The sequence below is a fragment of the Pseudomonas sp. RIT-PI-r genome (genome assembly GCF_001297015.1).
GTDB lineage: Bacteria > Pseudomonadota > Gammaproteobacteria > Pseudomonadales > Pseudomonadaceae > Aquipseudomonas.
In genome coordinates this window covers 15642-36528 of record NZ_LIGE01000012.1, presented here as the reverse complement: position 1 = coordinate 36528, position 20887 = coordinate 15642, and the positions used below count along the sequence as shown (strand labels likewise).

The window sequence follows — 20887 nt, the reverse complement described above, 5'->3', positions numbered from 1 at the left end:
ATTTGTCGGTCATCGTTCTCCTGCGAACAGAGAAACGTCCGACATTGTTCTCGGAAGTTTTTCGCTGAGGGAGGCGTTTAACTTTTCATCAGGCATAAAAAAGGCCGCTGCAAACGCAGCGGCCAAGGTAAGACGTTGGATCAAGGAGCTACAAATCAACGTCAGTGAACACGGGGTTAAGAAACCGAATCCTTCGATTCCTCTGAAATCTGTTGCCAATCGCTTCAGTGACTCAGCGTAGCTGGCTTCGCGCTTTTCGGCGGCTGCCGTGAAAGCGCGTTCAGAATAAGGTCATGAGCGCGTAGGAAAAATACCGATTCCGGACATGCACTGTTGCGGGGCATGCAACAGTCCCGTGACCCGATGTGCGCCATGCGCTGCATTGATGATCCTCCATCCAGCTCACTCATGAGTTGCGCAAAGCCACGGCGCGTGCGGGCATTCATCCTTTCGAGCGACAACGCGAATACCTCCTTGGAGCGCTTATCGACCCGGTTGCCCGGCAGTAGGGTGGGGCCTTCTGTCACTCACCGGGGAAGACGCATGACAAAAACAACAATGCGCGCCATCTTCACACCGCAGGCGCTGGCCGCTGCGGTGGCTCTGGGTTGCTGCGCCCAGGCGCACGCGGTTTCGTTCAATATCGGCGAGATCGAGGGGACGTTCGACTCGTCGCTGTCGGTGGGCGCGAGTTGGGGCCTGCGCGATGCCGACAAGTCGTTGGTCGGCACGGTCAACGGCGGCACCGGGCAATCCTCCACCGGGGATGACGGGCGTTTGAACTTCAAGAAGGGCGAGACCTTCTCGAAAATCTTCAAAGGTATTCACGACCTCGAACTGAAGTACGGCGACACCGGTGTGTTTGTGCGTGGCAAGTATTGGTATGACTTCGAGCTCAAGGACGAAGACCGCGAGTTCAAGCCGATCAGTGACAGTGGCCGCAAGGAGGGCGCCAAGTCGTCCGGTGCGCAGATTCTCGATGCCTTCGTGTATCACAACTACACCATCGCTGACCTGCCGGGCACCGTGCGCGCGGGAAAACAGGTGGTGAGTTGGGGCGAGAGCACGTTCATTGGCAACTCGATCAACAGCATCAACCCGATCGATGTCTCCGCGTTCCGGCGTCCCGGTGCGGAGATCAAGGAAGGCCTGATCCCGGTGAACATGCTGTTCGGCTCGCAGAGCCTGACGGACAAACTCTCGGTTGAAGGTTTCTATCAACTGGAATGGGACCAGACCGTTCTCGACAACTGCGGCACGTTCTTCGGCGTCGATGTGGCTGCGGACGGTTGCAACAACGGTTACACCGTTGGCAACCCGGCGATCGCACCATTGGTGCCGTTGACCACCGCGTTTGGCCAAGGCATTCAGGTGACGCGCGAAGGCGTGGTGATTCCCCGTGGCGGCGACCGCGATGCGCGCGATTCCGGGCAGTGGGGTACGGCATTGCGCTGGCTCGGTGATGACACCGAGTACGGTCTCTATTTCATGAATTACCACAGTCGCACGCCGTCGGTGGGTACCACCACGGCGGGGCTATCGACCCTCTCGGCGTTGCCGGCGATGGTCGGTATCGCCAACGGGCTGGCGCCTGGCAGCGGCTCAGGCCTGGCGCAAAGCGTGATGCTCGGGCGCGGTCAGTACTACCTTGAATACCCGGAAGACATTCGTCTCTACGGCGCGAGCTTCTCGACCACGCTGCCCACCGGCACTGCCTGGACCGGCGAGATCAGCTATCGGCCAAACGCGCCGGTACAGGTCAACACCAATGACCTGACACTGGCACTGCTCAACCCGATTGCCGGTGGCACGGCATCTCCACTGGTAACCGCGCCGGGTGCGGACAACAAGGGCTATCGCCGCAAGGAAGTCACGCAGATCCAGAGCACGCTCACGCACTTCTTCGATCAGGTGCTGGGCGCTGAGCGTCTGACCGTGGTCGGTGAAGCGGCGGTCGTGCATGTCGGCGGTCTGGAGTCGCGCAGCCAGCTGCGTTATGGCCGTGATTCGGTCTACGGCCAGTATGGTTTCGGTGGCGACACCGACGGTTTTGTCACCTCGACTTCGTGGGGCTACCGCGCCCGGGCCATCCTCGACTACGCCAACGTGATCGGCGGCATCAACCTCAAACCCAACCTGTCGTGGTCGCATGACGTCGCCGGCTACGGCCCTAACGGGCTGTTCAACGAAGGGGCGAAAGCGATCAGCGTCGGCGTCGATGCCGACTATCGCAACACCTACACCGCGAGCCTCAGTTACACCGACTTTTTTGGTGGTGACTACAACGTTCTCGAAGACCGTGACTTCGTGGCCCTGAGCTTCGGCGTGAACTTCTGATCTGCCCGAGAAGGATGAAAGCAATGCGCAAAATGATTCTGCAATGTGGTGTCCTCGCCCTGAGTCTGCTGGCGGCCAACGTGATGGCGGCGGTGTCAGCGGATGAGGCGAACAAGCTTGGCACCAGCCTGACCCCGCTCGGCGCCGAGAAGGCCGGTAATGCTGACGGTTCGATTCCGCCATGGACCGGCGGGATTCCGAAGAACGCCGGGACGGTGGACAGCAAGGGTTTTCTCGCCGATCCGTTCGCCAACGAAAAACCGTTGTTCACCATCACCCCGGCCAACGTCGACAAGTACAAGGACAAGCTTTCCGAAGGCCAGGTGGCGATGTTCAAACGCTACCCGCAAACCTACAAGATCCCGGTCTATCCAACTCACCGAACCGTCGCCGCCCCGGCGGACATCTACGAGTCGGCCAAACGCAGTGCGCTGAACGTGACGACGATCAACGATGGTAACGGCCTGGCCAATTTCACTGGCAATCGCTATTACGCCTTCCCGATTCCGAAAAACGGCGTCGAGGTGTTGTGGAACCACATCACTCGTTACCACGGTGGCAACGTCAAACGCATCATCACGCAGGTGACGCCGCAGACAAACGGCAGCTACACGCCTATCCGCTTCGAAGAAGAAATCGCCGTGCCGCAGTTGATGAAGGATCTCGATCCGGACAAAGCGGCCAACGTGCTGACCTTCTTCAAGCAATCGGTGACTGCGCCGGCGCGTCTGGCCGGTAACGTGCTGCTGGTGCATGAGACCCTCGATCAGGTGAAGGAACCGCGCCTGGCGTGGATCTACAACGCCGGTCAGCGCCGGGTGCGCCGCGCGCCGCAGGTGGCGTATGACGGCCCGGGCACCGCAGCGGATGGTCTGCGTACCTCGGACAACTTCGACATGTTTTCCGGTGCCCCGGATCGCTATGACTGGAAACTGGTCGGCAAGAAGGAAATGTACATTCCGTACAACAGCTACAAGCTTGATTCACCGACGCTCAAGTACGACGACATCGTCAAGGCCGGGCACATCAACCAGGACCTGACCCGTTATGAATTGCACCGTGTCTGGGAAGTCATCGGCACGGTGAAGCCGAGCGAGCGGCATATCTATGCCAAGCGCCACATGTACATCGACGAGGACAGCTGGCAGGTGGCACTGGTTGATCACTACGATGGCCGCGGTCAACTGTGGCGGGTCGCCGAAGGGCATGCGCAGTACTACTACGATCACCAGGCTCAGGCTTATACGCTGGAAGCCCTCTACGACATCATTGCCGGCCGCTACATTGCCTTGGGAATGAAGAACGAAGAGAAACACAGCTTCGAATTCGGCTTCGAAGCCAAGGCCGCCGACTACACCCCGTCGGCCCTGCGCGCAGAGGGCGTTCGGTAACGTTTGCGATACACCGGCTGTACAAAAGGCGACCGCACGGTCGCCTTTTTTATGGCTGGCAATCAGCGCGCTGAATACTCGTCAACAAGCTCACTGGAGAGGGCTAGGGTGACCGTACAACGATAAAAAGGCTCACCCGATGACCGCCATGACACCGTGCCTGGATCGCCCCGGATTTCTTCCCCGACTGTCCTCTCACCACCAGGCGCGCGCACGCTTGTGCGAACCATTGCTGGCGTCAGTGGCACGGGTGAGGCTGATCTGCGCGCCAGCCGGCAGCGGCAAGAGTGCACTGCTCACCGAATGCCTGTTGCAGGCGCCCGCACAGTGTTCGGTGCACTGGATAGCGCTGGCGGGCGGCGCGCTCAGTAAGGGGGAATTCTGTCGGCGGTTGACGCAAGCGCTGGGCTTGATCGACACGGATGAAGCCGGCCTGGTTGCTGCCCTGGCTCGCTGGTCGGTATCGACGTGGCTGTTTATCGACGATTATTGCCGTCAGCCGGATCCGGTGCTGGATGCTTTGCTCGATCGATTGTTGGCAGTCAGCAGTCCGGCCTTGATCTGGTGGATCGGCACGCGCCGGCGCCCGCAGTGCAACTGGCCGCGCCTGTTGCTCGACGATGAGCTGTATGAGTGTGAACCCGTGACGCTGGCCTTGAGCCAAAGTGAAATCGCTCAGGTGCTGCACCATTTGCCTGCCGAGCAAGCGCTGAGTGTTGCCGGGCGCATTGTGCAACGTACCGGTGGCTGGTGCGCCGGGGTGCGTATGGCGTTGCTGCAAAAGTGCGATTGGGCGCAGAGCAATCAGCCGCAGCAACGGGTCGACACCTTGCTCGATTACCTGCAACACGAACTGTTCAACAGCCTGTCGCCGGAGCTGGCGGAGGCCTGGCGTGTATTGGCGCATTTACCGCGCTTCAATAATGAACTGTGTGAGCATCTGTTCGGAGCCGGCGAAGGCGCTGATCTCTTGCGCACGTTGCACAGCCTCGGTTGTTTTATCGAACCGTGGCAGGATTCGGCGCAATGGCTGCAGATTTTTCCGCCGCTGACCCGTGTGATTCAGCAGTCACGCTGGCCACAGGGGCGCTCTTGGCATCGGCGCGCGTGCCAGTGGTTTACCGCGCGGGAGGACTGGCGCTCGGCGTTCGAGCAAGCTCTTTTGGCCGAAGAGTTCGAGGTGGCGGTGAGCTTGTTGCAGCACTTCACTTTCGAGCATCTGTTTGACGATCAAACGGTAGTGCTGCTGTTGCGCCTGCACGAGCAGCAAGGCGAAGAATTGACGTTGGGCTCGCCGCAATTGGTCGGATTGATGACGGCGGCGCTGCTGTTCGCCGGCCGTTTTGATCAGGCCGCTGCCAGCATCGAACATATGTCGAGATTCGTTCCGCAACCTTCGGCGCAAAAGCAGCGGCAATGGGTGGCGCGATGGCAGGCGCTGCAAGGTTGGTTGCTACATTTGCAGGGGCGAATGGCGCCTGCGCGTGAGCATTTCCGTCAAGCGCTGGCCGAGTTGGCAAGCGATGCCTGGCCTGCGCGGCTGTTGTGCCTGTCGGGGCAAACCCAGCAAGCCTTGCTTTGTGGCGAACTGGAACTGGCCCAGGGCATAAACCGCGAGGCGTTGTGTCTGGCGCGCGCTCAAGGGTCATTGCTGTTCGAGGGGTTGCTGGAGCTCGATCACGCACAACTGCTGGAGCAGCGCGGTGCGCCGGCCCGCGCCGACAGTTTGTTGGCCGGCATGCAGCAATTGCTTTGTCAGCGTGAACATCGCCCCGTGCCGTTGCTCGGTCGCATCGCGTTGCGGCGTGGCAGACTGGCCCTGTGCATGGGTGAGGAAACACGCGCCGCCGAGCTATTCCAGAGGGGGCTGGAGGACTGCCTGCGCAGTCATGACAAGCGCGTGCTGTATGGTTTTCTGGGGCTGGCCCAACTGGCGGCCAATCAGCAGGATTACGCGCGAGCATTTGTGTACCTGCGCGATGCTGAGCGGTTGATGCAGCAGCGGCAGATTCCGGACACGGTGTATCGCGGCGTCTTGTTGCAGGTCAGCAGCCAATTCTGGTTGCAGCAGGGCAGGGCGGAGCTGGCGCATGAAGCACTGAGCAGGGTATTGCGCCACTTTCAAGGGGCTCAGGCGCGGCAAGCGCCACCGGCGACTCTGGAGCTGATTCCGCGTCTCGAATATCTGTTGCTCACCGCCAGGGCGCAGATGCAGCCTGAGCTGATCGATCTGGTTGAGATCCAGCACGCGTTGATCGGCGCGCAGCAAAAAGGCATGTTGAACCTCGAAGCCGAGTTGCACCTGGTGCTGGCGCAACTCGCCTGGCACAAAGGTGAAGTGTCATTGGCTCAACGAGCGCTGCATCAGGGGCAAGCGTTGGTAGCGCGGTGTCAGTTGCAGCAATCGCTGCTCGAGTGGCGCTTGCGTCATCCTGAAACAACGCTGATCCGCGCAGCCGCCGAGGCCATCGCTGCAACCCCTGCGGTCGGCGCCGAGGCGCTGTTGAGCCGGCGTGAAGTTGAAGTGCTGAAGCTGATTGCCCAAGGCGAGTCCAATCAGAAGATCGCCGAGCAACTGTACATTTCGCTGCATACCGTCAAGACCCATGCGCGCAGGATAAACGCCAAGTTAAGCGTGGAGCGCAGAACGCAAGCGGTGGCAAAGGCTAAAGTGCTCGGGCTGTGTTGATGTGAACAGGGTCGAAGTCAATTAGCCCGCGTCATAGCCCATGCGCCAGCTCACCGCGCGCGTTGCCGCGAGTAAGCGCCGGGCGGCAGGGCCATTTTCGTCAGCGTGAAACAACGAGGTCGGGCCGACAATCGTCAGTACCGCCGCGATCTGGCCGACGGAATTGAACACCGGCGCCGACAACGCATCGACACCGGGCATCAGCAGGCCGTGGACATGATGCAAGCCGCGCGCGCGGATCTGTTCGCACTGCGTCGCGTAGGCTTTGTCATCCTTCAACGGATGATCGGCTACGGCGATCTCCTTTTCGCGCAGTTCATCGGTTTCCCGATGCGGCAGATATGCGCTGAACACCAATCCCGTCGATGAACTGAGTAGCGGCAGCACCGAGCCCAATTGCGTTACAACGGTCACCGCGCGCACCGCCGGTTCGATGTGCACCACGGTTGCGCCCTGATTGCCCCAGACCGCGAGGAAGCAGGTTTCGTTGAGCTCATCGCGCAATTCGGCCAGTGGCAGGGCGGCGACTTTCAGCACGTCCATACTGTTGAGTGCGGCGAGGCCGACGCGCAGCGCTTCACGGCCAAGACCGTAATGGTTGGTAGCGGCGTTCTGCTCGGCAAATCCGGAGGCGATCAAGGCCTGCAGATAGCGATGCACCTTGCTCGCCGGCATCTGCACGTGTTCGGCCAGGCGCGACAACGAAGTCGATGGCGACAACTCGGCCAGGGCCTTGAGTATGTCGGTGCCGACCTCGGCGGAGCGGACTTTCTGTTTGCCATTGCTGTCGCTGGTTTTTTCCATGGTGCGGCCGGGTTCCGATACGAATGGGCGTCTTTATAGCTTGACGCTGGATAGCGAGCAAATTACGTTATGCGTAATCGAATTACGATAATAACAACCCCGGCGTGCCGAAACCTCTGAGCCAGAGCGATGGGCCACTGCCGACTCCCTGTTCAGGAGGCTCCATGAACCTCGATTCAACCGCGCAGGCGCTGGCGTATCAGTCCGGTTTCGGCAACGAATTCAGCTCTGAGGCGTTGCCTGGCGCGCTACCCGTCGGCCAGAACTCCCCGCAAAAAGCCCCGTACGGTCTCTACACCGAATTGTTCTCCGGCACCGCGTTCACCATGACCCGCAGTGAAGCGCGGCGCACCTGGATGTACCGCATTCAGCCGTCGGCCAATCACCCGGCGTTCGTCAAACTGGAACGGCAACTGGCCGGTGGGCCGCTGGGAGAAGTGACGCCCAATCGCCTGCGCTGGAATCCTTTGGAGATCCCGGCCGAGCCGACCGATTTCATTGACGGTCTGGTGAGCATGGCGGCTAACGCCGGTGCGGAAAAACCGGCCGGGATCAGCATCTACAACTACGTTGCCAACCGTTCGATGGAGCGCGTGTTCTTCAACGCTGACGGCGAATTGCTGTTGGTGCCGCAACTCGGCCGTCTGCGCATCGCCACTGAATTGGGCGTGCTGGACGTCGCACCGCTGGAAATCGTCGTGCTGCCACGCGGCCTGAAATTCCGCGTTGAATTGCTCGACCCGCAAGCACGCGGTTACGTCGCCGAAAACCATGGCGCGCCACTGCGCCTGCCGGATCTGGGACCGATCGGCAGCAACGGTCTGGCCAATCCGCGCGACTTCCTGACCCCGGTCGCGGCCTACGAAAACCTCCAGCAACCGACCACGCTGGTGCAGAAATTCCTCGGTCAGTTGTGGGCCACCGAACTCAATCATTCGCCGTTGAACGTGGTCGCCTGGCACGGCAATAACGTGCCGTATAAATACGATCTGCGCCGTTTCAATACGATCGGTACGGTGAGTTTCGATCACCCGGATCCGTCGATCTTCACCGTGCTGACCTCGCCGACCAGCGTGCACGGCCTGGCCAACCTCGACTTCGTGATCTTCCCGCCACGCTGGATGGTCGCCGAAAACACCTTCCGTCCACCCTGGTTCCACCGCAACCTGATGAACGAATTCATGGGGCTGATCCAGGGTGAATACGATGCCAAGGCCGAAGGCTTCGTGCCCGGTGGCGCCTCGCTGCACAGTTGCATGAGCGCGCACGGCCCGGATGGCGAGACCTGCACCAAAGCAATCAACGCCGAACTCAAACCGGCAAAGATCGACAACACCATGGCCTTCATGTTCGAGACCAGCCAGGTGCTGCGCCCAAGCCGCTTCGCCCTCGACTGCCCACAACTGCAATCCACTTACGACGCTTGCTGGGCCACGCTGCCCGCTACGTTCGACCCTACCCGGAGATAACCCATGACGCAGAATTCCATCACTCGCAGTTGGGTCGCTTCGGCCAACGGCCACGCCGATTTCCCGCTGCAGAATCTGCCGCTGGGTGTGTTCAGCCGCGATGGTTCGGCACCGCGCGCTGGGGTGGCGATTGGCGAGCACATCTTCGATCTGCAAGTGGCGCTGGAAGCCGGGCTGTTCGACGGTGCTGCGCGCAGTGCAGTGGAAGCCATGCAGGGCGGACAGCTGAACGCGTTTTTCAATCTCGGTCGCGAGGCGCGTGTTGCCCTGCGTACGCGCCTGCTGGAACTGTTCAGCGAAGGCAGCACGCACCGAGGCAGCATCGAAGCCCAAGGCGCAAAACTGCTGCCATTGGCTGCCGATTGCCAACTGCATCTGCCTGCCCGCATCAGCGATTACACCGACTTCTACGTCGGTATCGAGCACGCGCAAAATGTGGGCAAACTGTTCCGCCCGGACAACCCGCTGCTGCCGAACTACAAGCACGTGCCGATCGGCTATCACGGCCGCGCCTCTACAGTGCGTGCTTCTGGCACCGATGTACGCCGCCCTAAAGGTCAGACCCTGCCGGCGGGAGCGAGCGAGCCGACCTTCGGCCCATGCGCACGCCTGGACTATGAACTGGAACTGGGCATCTGGATCGGTCAGGGCAACGAGATGGGCGACTCGATAGCCATCGGTGATGCCGCTGATCACATCGCCGGTTTCTGCCTGCTCAACGACTGGTCGGCGCGTGATATCCAGGCCTGGGAATACCAGCCGCTGGGGCCGTTCCTGTCGAAGAGTTTCATCACCAGCGTTTCGCCGTGGGTCGTCACTGCCGAAGCGCTGGAACCCTTCCGTACCGCGCAGCCGAAGCGTCCTGAAGGTGATCCGCAACCGTTGCCGTATCTGTTCGACAAGCGTGATCAGGACGGCGGCGCCTTCGACATCGAACTGGAAGTGCTGCTGCTCACCGAAGCCATGCGCGAGCAGAACCTGCCGGCCCATCGCCTGACCCTGAGCAACACCCGTTACATGTACTGGACCGTGGCGCAGATGGTTGCGCATCACAGCGTCAACGGTTGCCAGTTGCAGGCCGGTGACCTGTTCGGCTCGGGCACATTGTCCGGTCCTGAAAACGGTCAGTTCGGCAGCCTGCTGGAAATCACCGAGGGCGGTAAAAAACCGATCGAGCTGGCGTCTGGCGAAGTGCGTAAATTCCTCGAGGACGGTGACGAAATCATCCTTCGCGCACGTTGTGCCCGTGACGGTTTCGCGTCGATCGGCTTCGGTGAGTGCCGCGGCAAAGTGCTCGCGGCGCGCTGACAGGAGCGGCTCATGGATCTCTATACCTACTACCGCTCGACATCGTCTTACCGGGTGCGCATCGCGCTGGCGTTGAAGGGGCTCGACTATCAGGCATTGCCGGTCAACCTGATTGCGCCGGCCGGCGGCGAGCATCGGCAAGCGGCGTATCTGGCGATCAACCCACAGGGCCGCGTGCCGGCCCTGCGTACCGATAGTGGTGAGTTGCTGATTCAATCGCCGGCGATCATCGAGTATCTGGAGGAGCGTTATCCACAGGTGCCGCTATTGCCGGAAGATCTGGTTGCCCGTGCCCAAGTGCGCGGTGTGGCGGCGGTGATCGGTTGCGATGTGCATCCGTTGCACAACGTCAGCGTACTCAATCGCTTGCGCCAGTCGGGGCAGGACGAGCCGCAGGTGGTCGAGTGGATCAGCCACTGGATCGGTCAAGGGTTGGCGACGGTGGAGGAGTTGATTGGCGACGAGGGTTTCTGTTTTGGCGAGTGGCCGTGCGTGGCCGATGTGTACCTGATCCCGCAGTTGTATGCGGCGCAGCGGTTCAATGTTTCGCTGGAGGCTTACCCGAAAATCCGCCGGGTCGCCGCACTTGCGGCTGAACATCCAGCGTTCATCAAGGCCCATCCCGCCAACCAACCAGACACCCCATAACCCTGTAGGAGTGAGCCTGCTCGCGATGAGGGAGTGTCAGTCACTCATGTTCTGACTGAACCACCGCTATCGCGAGCAGGCTCACTCCTACAAGGGAATATCGCTATTCGCATAATCATAAAAACAAAACAGGTACCTTGCGATGCACAACCAGATTGCCAGCTTCCGGACGGCACTCGACGCCCGTCCTGTGTCCCGCTATCAGTGGTTACTGTTGATCCTGCTCGCGCTGTTGCTGGTCACCGACGGCTACGACGCCCAGGTTCTCGGTTACGTGGTACCTGCTTTGGCGCAGGATTGGGGCCTGGAAAAATCGGCGTTCGGCCCGGTATTCAGTGCCAACCTGCTTGGCCTCACCCTTGGTTCACTGGCGGTTACGCCGCTGGCCGATCGCTTTGGCGTGCGACGGATTCTGCTCGCTTGCGTACTGATCTACGCCACGCTGACCGTGCTGATGGTCTTCGCTGATTCGCTCAATACGCTGATGATCGCGCGCTTTATCTGCGGCATCGGCATGGGCGGGGCGATGCCCAGTGCCATGGCGTTGATGTCGGAATACTCGCCACCGCGTTTGCGCACCTTGATGGTGACGCTGGCGGCCTGTGGCTTTTCATTCGGTGGGGCAGCCGGTGGTTTCGTCGCCGCAGGTTTCATCGACCAATTCGGTTGGCAAGCGGTGTTCCTCGCCGGTGGCGTCACGCCGTTGCTGCTGTTTCCGTTTCTGTGGTGGAAGCTGCCGGAGTCGCTGCCACGTCTGCTGCGTGATGCGCCGCCGTATGCGCGACTGCGCAAAGTCACCGCGCGGATGTTGCCGGACTGGCAACCGCCAGTGGCGAGCGTCGAGCAGAACGAACGCGAGCAGGGCAGCAAGCTGACGGTGGTCGAGTTGTTCCGCAGCGGCTACGCGCGACCGACCTTGCTGATCTGGGCGACGTTTTTTGTCAGCCTGATCCTGCTGTATTTCATGATCAGCTGGCTGCCGACGCTGCTGCTGGAAAGTGGCCTGAAACTCAACGAAGCCAATCTGGTGACGTCGATGTTCCTGTTCGCCGGTACCCTGGGCGCGATTTGCATGGCCTGGTTCGCTGACCGCTTGAAGCGCAAGGTGCGTTTGCTGTCGGCGGTGTTGGCAGGTGCAGCGCTGTGCACGATTCTGCTCGGACTCAATCATGACAATCCGCGTTATCTGGTGGCCTGCGTTTTCGCCGCTGGCTTCTGCATCATTGGCGGGCAACTGACGTTGAATGCCTTTGCCAGCAATTTCTATCCGGCGCATGTGCGCGCGACCGGTACCGGTTGGGCGTTGGGCGTGGGGCGTTTTGGTTCAATCCTCGGGCCGCTGTTCGGCAGCCTGCTGCTGGCGATGCACATTCCGGTGGAGCAGATTTTCTTTTTCTGCGCGATTCCGGCGGTGATTGCTGCGCTGCTGATCATTCAGGTGCGTTCGCCCAATGACACATGCCTATCCAATGTGGGAGCGAGCCTGCTCGCGAAGAACGATAACGCGGTTTAACTGAAAGATCGCGCCGTCTGCTTCGCGAGCAAGCTCGCTCCCACAGTGATGTGTGCCGAGCCGATAATTTAGGTCCACACCAAACCTGTGGGAGCGAGCTTGCTCGCGAAGGCGGTGTTTCTCTCAGTACATTCGTTACCTGACACACCGCTATCGCGAGCGTTTTTCAGTGGACGACGGAATTGGGCGGCAGGTGGCCGAGTCGTTCGGTCAGGCGCAGTCGCTGGATCGGATCGTCGCTGAGCAGCAAGGCGTGCTCCAGATCGAAGCGCTCGGCATTCGGGCAGTCGAGCCGCTGATACAGACTGGCACGAGCCAGATAATCGGCGGCGCCAGCGTCACCCAGTTCGAGAACGCGCTCGGCGTCGATCAGCGCAGCAATAAAGTCATCATGGGTCAGGTGCAACTGGCGCAGGTTGCGCGACAGGCGCTGGAGCATCTGCTGCGGTGTGGCGGTCAGCAGATGCTCGGCGTTGAGCTTCATGTTCGGTCCGTACTGGCGCTGCAACAGCTCCCGACAATCATTGGGGTACAGACGCCGGCCGCCACACGGATCGAGCAAGTGATCGGCACCGGGCACCCGCAACAGGAAGTGCCCGGGGAAATTGACCCCGACCAGCGGGATCTCCAGCCCTCGCGCCAACTCCAGAGCAATCAGCGCCAATGCCAGCGGCTGGCCGCGACGAGTCTGCATCACTTTGTGCAACAGCGCCGCCTGCGGGCGCAGCGGCAGGAAGTCGTCTTGGGCAAAGCCCAGATCAGTCATGCGGCGCAACAGGGGCTGCGCCAGTTCACTGACCGGCAGCATCGGCAAGCCGTAACTGACACGTTGTTGCAGGTCTTTGAATTCTTGCAGCAGCGCTTCGGGATCGACCGCTTTTTCGTGCTCGGCCGCCATCCACAGCGCGGCTTCGAACAGCGCGGGCGGTGAACGGTGCAGGCATTCGAAAAAACGTTGACGCGCACTCATCGAAATCTCCGGGGAATGCCTCGTTTTAGCCCGGTCCGTGCCATTCGTCCAGTACCCCCGCTGCGCAGGTTTATGGTTATGCCGCAAAGCCGTGGTCTGCTCAGGCGCTTATTCCGGTGCGCTCCAGCAATTTTCAGGCGCAGGCCTATACTGGCGTTCTACAAGAAGTGATTCGGGAGCCCAACGATGTTTGCGCTCATGCAAAGCACTCGCCTGGAATCGCTGCACCTTAGCGTTGACCCGGTGTCCGGGTTGAAGGCGGTCATTGCCATTCATAACAGTCGCCTCGGGCCAGCCTTGGGCGGATGTCGTTACCTTGCCTACCCCAATGACGAATCGGCTGTCGAGGACGCCATTCGCCTCGCCCAGGGCATGAGCTACAAGGCTGCGCTGGCGGGGCTGGAGCAGGGCGGCGGCGTCGCCGTGATCGTGCGTGCGGCGCATGTGGAGAACCGCGCAGCGCTGTTTGAAGCGTTCGGTCGCTGCATCGATCAGCTCGATGGCCGCTACATCACTGCCATCGACAGCGGCACCTCGGTGGCCGACATGGACTGCATCGCCCAACAGACCCAACACGTCACCAGCACAACCTCGGCCGGCGACCCGGCCCCGCACGCGGCGATGGGTGTATTCACCGGCATTCGCGCGACGGCCATGGCTCGTCTGGGCAGCGATAACCTCGAAGGCTTGCGCGTGGCCATCCAGGGGCTGGGCAACGTCGGTTTCGCCTTGGCCGAACAACTGCATGCGGCGGGCGCCGAACTATTGGTCAGCGACATCGACCACGGTAAGGTGCAGTTGGCGATGGAGCAGCTCAATGCCCACCCGATCGCCAACGATGCGTTGCTCAGTACGCCTTGCGACATTCTTGCGCCGTGCGGTCTGGGCGCAGTTCTGAACAGCCACACCGTCACGCAATTGCGTTGCTCGGCAGTGGCGGGCTCAGCGAACAATCAACTGACGCATCTGGACGTGGCTGATCATCTGGAGCGGCGCGGGATTCTGTATGCGCCGGATTATGTGATCAACGCCGGAGGGTTGATCTATGTTTCGCTGAAGCATCGCGGAGAGGAATTGCCGACGATCACCGCGCATCTGTCGAAGATCAGTTCGCGGTTGACCGAGGTGTTCGCCCATGCGCAGGCGGAGAAGCGTTCGCCGGCGCGGGTGGCGGATGAGTTGGCGGAAAAGGTTTTATATCGCTGAAACGCAAAAGATCGCAGCCTTCGGCAGCTCCTACATTTGGAATATTTATCCCCGTAGGAGCTGCCGAAGGCTGCGATCTTTTGATGTGGCGCTGATTACTTCGGCGCTTTTGCCGCTTTAGCAGGCTTGGCCAGCGCTTCAGCTGCTTCCACCACCTCAGCTTGTTCAGCAGCCTCGGCCGGGGCGTTGAGCAGTTCGGACAGTGCATCCGGCTGGCTCTTGAACGCCCGGGCGAACACATCGCGGTTCTTCGCCATGTAGATCCCGGCTTCCTCCACTTGCTGCTCCGTCAGGGACGGAACGGCTTTTTGCAGCACATCGGCCAGATATTCGGCCAGTTCGAGCATTTTGTCATGACGGTCAGCTTCGGCTTTATCCATGAACAAGCGCTCCAGATCTCGGCTGCTGCGGTATACCACTTCGACGGCCATTCACCACCTCACATGCCTTCACATTAAGTTGTCTTGACGACTACTGTATCCATATACAGCGAAAAGGATAAGCGAATCCCTGCGCCATGGGTAGTGGCTTTTTAATGTAGACCGGATTTCGGGTTTGTCAGGGAGACCGTGTCGCTGCATTCGCGAGCAGGCTCGCTCCCACAAAAGCACAGCGGTGCGACCAAACGCCACGGCGCGGGTTTGGCGGCGGCTCGCCATGATGGCGTGGCCTCTTTTCTGCATGAAAATCGTTACGTGCAGAAAACCGTCACGTCCAACACGCATCATCCGCTCGAATCGGGCTAAGGAACCTCATCGTGAAAATCAACTGGGCCGAGAAACTGCGGCAAAACGTGCATCAACTGGCCGAGTCCCTGGGCAACCTGTTCGTCGAGACCTTCCACTACCTGGCGCTGTTTGCCATCGGTGCGGTGACGGCATACGCGGCGGTGATGGAGTTTCTCGGCATGCTCGAGGAAGGCCACATCAAGATCGATGACATTCTGTTGCTGTTCATCTATCTCGAACTGGGGGCGATGGTCGGGATTTATTTCAAGACCAACCACATGCCGGTGCGCTTCCTGATCTACGTGGCGATCACTGCGCTGACCCGTTTGCTGATCTCCAACGTCTCGCACCACAACCCGCCGGACATGGGCATCATCTACCTGTGCGGCGGGATTCTGCTGCTGGCGCTGGCGATTCTGGTGGTGCGTTACGCTTCGTCACAATTTCCTTCGGTGAAGATCGAGAAACCGCAGCGCACACTGGGTAGCGGTTCCAGCGAGCATCCTGAAGTCGAAAAGGGCGAGCTTTAAAGCCCGGCCGTCGGTCGGGGCTGGCCGATGACGCGTGGCGGTGGCGGGGTCAGCCCGGTGCCGCTGGTCATCGCTTCGAGGATTGCCATGGCGCTGTGACCCTGTTCGATGGCGATGCCGAATTGAATGCTCTGCACCAGGCGCTTGAGGCGCGCAGGATCGTTGCGCTGCTCGGCACTGATCATGCGTTTGGCCACGATGTGACCGCTGTTGGACAGGGTCAGCATGATGCTGCCGTCCAGGCCCTGAATGCTCAGATTGATCTGATAGTCCGGCGCGAAGGCATCGGTAATGATCTGAAAAGGGTTGTCCATGATGCGTCACCGCCTGATTGAACGTGCAGTTGTTGACCGGCCGTGATCGGGTTGGTTCGCCAAACCGGATCACCGGCCATTCCGTGTCCTGTCCTGGTTACTCATGTAGGAGCTGCCGAAGGCTGCGATCTTTTGATCTTCAATGTTTTGATTTCGGTCATGAAGGTCAAAAGATCGCAGCCTCGTTTCACTCGACAGCTCCTACAGGGGGAGTTTGCAAGGGCTGTGCCGGAAAAATTGTCGAACAATGAACATGGGAATAAAAAAGGCGAGCCACATGGCTCGCCTTTTTTTTTATGGCGCGTTTTCAGGGCAGAAACGAGTAGATGATCGCTGACAGTGCAATCAGGCCGATCAGAACCACAAACACGTTGGAAGCCTGGCCGGAATACTGGCGCAAGGCCGGCACGCGGCGGATGGCGTACATCGGCATCAGGAACAACAGGCAGGCAATCACCGGCCCGCCGAGGGTTTCGATCATGCCGAGAATGCTTGGGTTGAACGTTGCCACCGCCCAGCAGCTGAGGATCATGAACAGCGCGGTCGCTCGGTTCAGCCAGCTCGCCGACATCACCCGGCCACGGCTGCGCAGGCTTTTCACGATCATGCCCTGAAAGCCTTCGCTGGCGCCGATGTAGTGACCGAGGAAGGATTTGGTGATCGCCACCAGTGCAATCAGCGGCGCGGCGTAAGCGATGACCGGAGTCTGGAAGTGGTTGGCCAGGTACGACAGGATCGAAATATTCTGCGCCTTCGCCGCTGCCAGATCTGCCGGCGACAACGCCAGCACACAGCTGAAGCAGAAGAACATCACCGTGATGACCATCATGCCGTGAGCCATGGCAAGGATGCCGCTGCTCTTGCGTTCGGCCTGATCGCCGTAACGTTGCTTCTGATCAACGGCGAAGGCGGAAATGATCGGCGAATGGTTGAACGAGAACACCATTACCGGGATCGCCAGCCACATTGTCTTGAGGAACACCGACATCGGCATCGCCTCTTGGGCGCTGGCGAAAAACGCGCCATTCCAGTTCGGGACCAGGCTGACCGCGAGCAGCAGCAAGGCGGCGACGAACGGGTAAACCAGCACGCTCATGGCTTTGACGATGACGCTCTGGCCACAGCGGACAATGGCCATCAGACCCAGAATCAACGCCAGCGAGAGGATCGCCCGAGGCGGCGGGGCGATGTGCAGTTGGTGTTCGAGGAAGCTGCTCAAGGTGTTGGTCAGCGCCACGCTGTACACCAGCAGGATCGGGAAGATCGCGAAGAAATACAGCAACGTGATCAACTTGCCGGCGCCGATGCCGAAGTGTTCTTCGACCACCTCGGTGATGTCCCCGGAGCGCCCGGACAGCACGAAGCGAGTCAGGCCCCTGTGGGCAAAAAACGTCATCGGGAAGGCCAGCACGGCGAGAATCAGCAACGGCCAGAAACCGCCGACACCGGCGTTGATCGGCAGGAACAAGGTGCCAGCACCGATCGCCGTGCCGTACAGGCCAAGCATCCAGGTGGTGTCGAATTTGCTCCAGCCCTTGTGGGTGGTTTCTGTATTGCGTGTGCGGTCTACAGCGGGTTTTTCGGCAGCAGGTGTACGTACATCGGTCATCGGTATCGCCTCGTTATTATTCTTGCTCGGGCTCACGGTTGGCAGACCGTCGAATGCGGTCTGCCGGGGCAGTCAGGGAATGCGCCTCAGCACTCCACCCAGTTCACAGCCAGGCCGCCCCGTGAAGTCTCTTTGTATTTGTCATGCATGTCGGCACCGGTGTCGCGCATGGTGCGGATCACCCGGTCGAGGGAAATGAAGTGGTTGCCGTCGCCGCGCAGGGCCATTTGCGTGGCGTTGATCGCTTTTACGGCGGCGATGGCGTTGCGCTCGATGCAAGGCACTTGCACCAGGCCGCCGACCGGGTCGCAGGTCAGGCCAAGGTTGTGCTCAAGGCCGATTTCGGCGGCGTTTTCCAGTTGCTCCGGGGTGGCGCCGAGCACGTCCGCGAGGCCGGCAGCGGCCATCGCACAGGCCGAACCGACTTCGCCCTGGCAGCCGACTTCAGCGCCGGAAATCGAGGCATTTTTCTTACAGAGAATGCCGACGGCGGCCGCGCCCAAGAAGAAAGCGACGACGTCATCGTCAGACGCATCCGGATTGAATTTCATGTAGTAGTGCAGAACCGCCGGGATGATCCCCGCTGCACCGTTGGTCGGTGCGGTGACCATGCGCCCGCCCGCGGCGTTTTCTTCGTTGACGGCGAGGGCGAACAGGTTGACCCATTCCATCGCCGACAGCGTCGAACTGATCACGTTCGGCTTGCCGATTTCTAACAGGCTGCGATGCAATTTCGCGGCGCGGCGCGGCACATTCAGCCCGCCGGGCAGGATGCCTTCGTGTCGCAAACCCTGTTCGACGCACTCGCGCATCACCGACCAGATGTGCAGCAGGCCCTGACGGATTTCCGCGTCAGTGCGCCACGCACGCTCGTTGGCCATCATCAGTTCGGAGACGCGCAGGTTGTGCTGTTTGCACAGTGCAAGCAGTTCAGCGGCGCTGGAGAAGTCGTACGGCAACGCCACATCACCGGCCGGCGCTACGCCGGACTCCGCTTCGGCCGCTTCGATAATGAAACCGCCGCCGACCGAGTAGTACGTTTGCTCGAACAGCTCGGCCGTTTCGCCAAAGGCTGTCAGCGACATGGCGTTGGGGTGGTAGGGCAGGCTCTCGTCCAGCAGCAGGAGATCGCGCTGCCAGTCGAAGGCAATTTCTCTTTGCCCGGCGAGGGACAGTTGGCCTGTCTCGCGCAATTGCTGGATGCGTGGATCGATGGTCGCCGGATCGATGCTGTCCGGCCACTCACCCATCAGGCCCATGACCGTGGCGCGGTCAGTGGCATGACCGACGCCAGTAGCCGACAGCGAGCCGTATAAGCGGATTTCCACACGACGCACATCGTTCAACAAATGCTGATCAATCAGCGCCTGAGCGAAGGTCGCGGCAGCACGCATCGGGCCGACGGTGTGGGAACTGGACGGGCCGATGCCGACTTTGAATAGATCGAAAACACTGATAGCCATGCTAAACCCTTACAAGCAATGGAGTAGGAATCGCTGCCATTTTTTGTAGGACAAGCGCAATGTCGGCGATACTGCCTACCTCGGTCCTACGTGACTAACGAAACTTCCTAAGTAAGCCTTTAGCAGGACTAAACGATGAGTCGTCAATTGCATGCCCAGACATACGTCTGGCTGCAGGTGTTTTCCTGTGCCGCGCGGCACCTGTCGTTCACCCGCTGTGCGGAAGAGCTGCACATCACGCCGGGAGCGGTCAGCCAGCAGATTCGCCAACTGGAGGAGCGCCTCGGTTTTCGCCTGTTTCACCGGCGTGCGCGCGGCGTGGAATTGAGTGCAGAAGGGCAGCGGTTGGCCATTACCGTCAACGAGGCGTACGGCAGCATTGATGCGGAATTGCGTCGACTGGATGCCGGGATGATCAGCGGAATCTTGCGGGTGCGTTCGATTCCCTCGTTCTTGAGCAAGTGGCTGACGCCGCGTTTGCCACGTCTGCAGCAGCGCTATCCGGACATTCAGCTACGGCTGGTGGCCGAGGACAGCAGCGTGCCGTTGCACGAGGGTGACTTTGATCTGGCTATCGACTTGAACGACGGCAGTTACCCGGGTTTGTTATCCACAGCGTTGCTCGATGAGCAGATTTTCCCGGTGTGCGCGCCGAGCCTGTTGCGTGGACGACCGCCACTGCATGGGCCGGCGGATCTGGTGCATTTTCCGCTGCTGCACGACATCACTGCCTGGCGTGGCAGTTATGAATACGCGGAATGGGAATTTTATTTGAACGCGATCGGCTTCGAGGGCGCCGACGTACGGCGCGGGCACACTTTCAATCGCAATCACCTGACCATCGAAGCGGCGATTGCCGGTATGGGCGTGGCGATTGCCCGGCGCACGTTGCTCAATGATGAGCTGGAACGGGGGACGTTGATTGTGCCGTTCGGCCTGTCGGTGCCCAATCACAAACGCTACGTGTTGCTCTATGCGCCGGGGGCCTTGAGCCATCCTGGCGTGCGTGCGGTGCATGATTGGCTGGTGGAAGAGGCGGGGGTTTTTTGCCGCTTGCACCCCTTGGACGACGGGGCATTGTGGGCAAAATTTGCCGGGTTGCAAAGCGACCCAACTCCCGACCTTAACAGTGCTTTGCTCGGGTGTCCGGCTTTTTTTGCGAATGAATATTTATCTTTTTTTAGGGGTTGAAATGTTCGCCGGTCGGGCCGATTGTTGTAACCAGGAGGTCAGGAAATTCAACTCAAGGCCTCTCACGAGCTAGCTGAAATAAGGGATGAACTATGCAAATCCAAGTCAACAGCGATAACCATGTTCAAGGCAGTAAACGACTGGAGGAGTGGGTACGTACAACCATTGAGAGCACGCTCGACCGTTATGAAGAAGACCTGACCCGTGTCGAAGTCCACCTGAGCGACGAGAACGGTGACAAACCAGGTCCCCATGACTTGCGCTGCCAACTGGAAGCGCGGCCAAAAGGCCATCAACCGATTTCCGTGACCCATAAAGCCGATTCGCTGGAACAGGCAATCGACGGCGCTGCCGAAAAACTCGAGCACGCACTGGAGCACCTGTTCGGCAAACTGCGAGGTAAACCACGCGCCGCTGTAGTGCCATTCACCGGCAAGGCCAATGACAAGCTCTTGGCGGAAGAATTTGATGAGAATGAGCAGGCAGCGATCAACAGTTGATGCGCTGATTTTGTAAGCCACCCAATGAGAACGGGCCTGCGGAAGCAGGCCCGTTTTTGTTTGTGGCGGTTTTTGCGCAGGGCATAAGAGAGCGGCCCCTCACCCCAGCCCTCTCCCTCCGGGAGAGGGGGCCGACCGAGGTGTCTGAAGAGGTACGTTGACCTGAAAGACGGAGTCGATTATGGATTCGGGTGATGTACTTTCAGGTTTATGAATT

General features: G+C 60.1%; 15 protein-coding genes and 2 pseudogenes. 11 read left to right on the top strand and 6 right to left on the bottom strand.

Features of this window, described 5'->3' with window-relative positions; all coding sequences use genetic code 11:
* Positions 1-543 precede the first annotated feature (543 nt).
* The 3 genes from AK821_RS02410 (at position 544) to AK821_RS02400 (ending at position 6417) form a co-directional block, all read left to right on the top strand.
* On the top strand, positions 544-2337 hold the full coding sequence (locus AK821_RS02410; protein ID WP_064387968.1) for a DUF1302 domain-containing protein: 1794 nt from the start codon (positions 544-546) through the stop codon (positions 2335-2337).
* A 23-nt stretch (positions 2338-2360) separates the two neighbouring features.
* A complete protein-coding gene (locus AK821_RS02405) occupies positions 2361-3728 on the top strand; it encodes a DUF1329 domain-containing protein (protein WP_064387967.1) in 1368 nt (455 codons plus the stop codon).
* Positions 3729-3867: 139 nt separating this feature from the next.
* Positions 3868-6417, top strand: coding sequence for a LuxR C-terminal-related transcriptional regulator (locus AK821_RS02400; protein ID WP_064387966.1), 2550 nt, complete (start codon positions 3868-3870; stop codon positions 6415-6417).
* Between the two features lie 21 nt (positions 6418-6438).
* Here AK821_RS02400 and AK821_RS02395 read toward each other — a convergent pair whose 3' ends face one another.
* Complete coding sequence (locus tag AK821_RS02395) at positions 6439-7221, bottom strand: IclR family transcriptional regulator (RefSeq protein ID WP_064387965.1); 783 nt, start codon at positions 7219-7221, stop codon at positions 6439-6441.
* Between the two features lie 164 nt (positions 7222-7385).
* Between AK821_RS02395 and hmgA the strand changes: the two genes are divergently transcribed.
* From hmgA to AK821_RS02375, 4 genes are all read left to right on the top strand, one after another.
* The gene (gene hmgA, locus AK821_RS02390) at positions 7386-8690 is read left to right on the top strand and encodes a homogentisate 1,2-dioxygenase (RefSeq protein WP_064387964.1); all 1305 of its coding nucleotides are present in this window, start codon (positions 7386-7388) and stop codon (positions 8688-8690) included.
* A 3-nt stretch (positions 8691-8693) separates the two neighbouring features.
* Entirely contained in the window at positions 8694-9998 is a 1305-nt protein-coding gene (gene fahA / locus AK821_RS02385) for a fumarylacetoacetase (protein ID WP_064387963.1), read from the top strand.
* 12 nt (positions 9999-10010) lie between these two features.
* Positions 10011-10646, top strand: a complete 636-nt coding sequence (gene maiA / locus AK821_RS02380; RefSeq protein WP_064387962.1) for a maleylacetoacetate isomerase — start codon at positions 10011-10013, stop codon at positions 10644-10646.
* Positions 10647-10788: 142 nt separating this feature from the next.
* Positions 10789-12159 (top strand): MFS transporter, encoded by a 1371-nt coding sequence (locus tag AK821_RS02375; RefSeq protein ID WP_064387961.1) that lies wholly within the window; start codon positions 10789-10791, stop codon positions 12157-12159.
* A gap of 166 nt (positions 12160-12325) precedes the next feature.
* Here AK821_RS02375 and AK821_RS02370 read toward each other — a convergent pair whose 3' ends face one another.
* Positions 12326-13129, bottom strand: a complete 804-nt coding sequence (locus AK821_RS02370) for a SirB1 family protein (protein WP_064387960.1) — start codon at positions 13127-13129, stop codon at positions 12326-12328.
* Between the two features lie 186 nt (positions 13130-13315).
* Between AK821_RS02370 and AK821_RS02365 the strand changes: the two genes are divergently transcribed.
* Positions 13316-14335, top strand: a complete 1020-nt coding sequence (locus tag AK821_RS02365) for a Glu/Leu/Phe/Val dehydrogenase family protein (protein ID WP_064387959.1) — start codon at positions 13316-13318, stop codon at positions 14333-14335.
* A 176-nt stretch (positions 14336-14511) separates the two neighbouring features.
* On the opposite strand, the pseudogene AK821_RS02360 reads toward AK821_RS02365, so the two are convergent.
* Positions 14512-14766: pseudogene (locus AK821_RS02360) on the bottom strand (YebG family protein); the annotation flags it as partial.
* Between the two features lie 326 nt (positions 14767-15092).
* Between AK821_RS02360 and AK821_RS02355 the strand changes: the two are divergent.
* A complete protein-coding gene (locus AK821_RS02355) occupies positions 15093-15593 on the top strand; it encodes a phosphate-starvation-inducible protein PsiE (RefSeq protein WP_064387957.1) in 501 nt (166 codons plus the stop codon).
* Here the strand turns inward: AK821_RS02355 and AK821_RS02350 are convergent.
* From AK821_RS02350 to AK821_RS02340, 3 genes are all read right to left on the bottom strand, one after another.
* Complete coding sequence (locus tag AK821_RS02350) at positions 15590-15907, bottom strand: DUF3509 domain-containing protein (protein WP_064387956.1); 318 nt, start codon at positions 15905-15907, stop codon at positions 15590-15592. The genes AK821_RS02355 and AK821_RS02350 overlap by 4 nt on opposite strands.
* A gap of 307 nt (positions 15908-16214) precedes the next feature.
* A complete protein-coding gene (locus AK821_RS02345; protein WP_064387955.1) occupies positions 16215-17516 on the bottom strand; it encodes a serine/threonine transporter in 1302 nt (433 codons plus the stop codon).
* Between the two features lie 86 nt (positions 17517-17602).
* Entirely contained in the window at positions 17603-18979 is a 1377-nt protein-coding gene (locus AK821_RS02340) for an L-serine ammonia-lyase (RefSeq protein WP_064387954.1), read from the bottom strand.
* A 135-nt stretch (positions 18980-19114) separates the two neighbouring features.
* On the opposite strand from AK821_RS02340, the pseudogene AK821_RS02335 reads away from it, so the two are divergent.
* Together AK821_RS02335 and AK821_RS02330 are read left to right on the top strand one after the other, a co-directional pair.
* Positions 19115-20056, top strand: a pseudogene (locus AK821_RS02335) (LysR substrate-binding domain-containing protein); the annotation flags it as partial.
* Positions 20057-20262: 206 nt separating this feature from the next.
* Positions 20263-20670 (top strand): HPF/RaiA family ribosome-associated protein, encoded by a 408-nt coding sequence (locus AK821_RS02330; RefSeq protein ID WP_064119419.1) that lies wholly within the window; start codon positions 20263-20265, stop codon positions 20668-20670.
* Positions 20671-20887 lie beyond the last annotated feature (217 nt).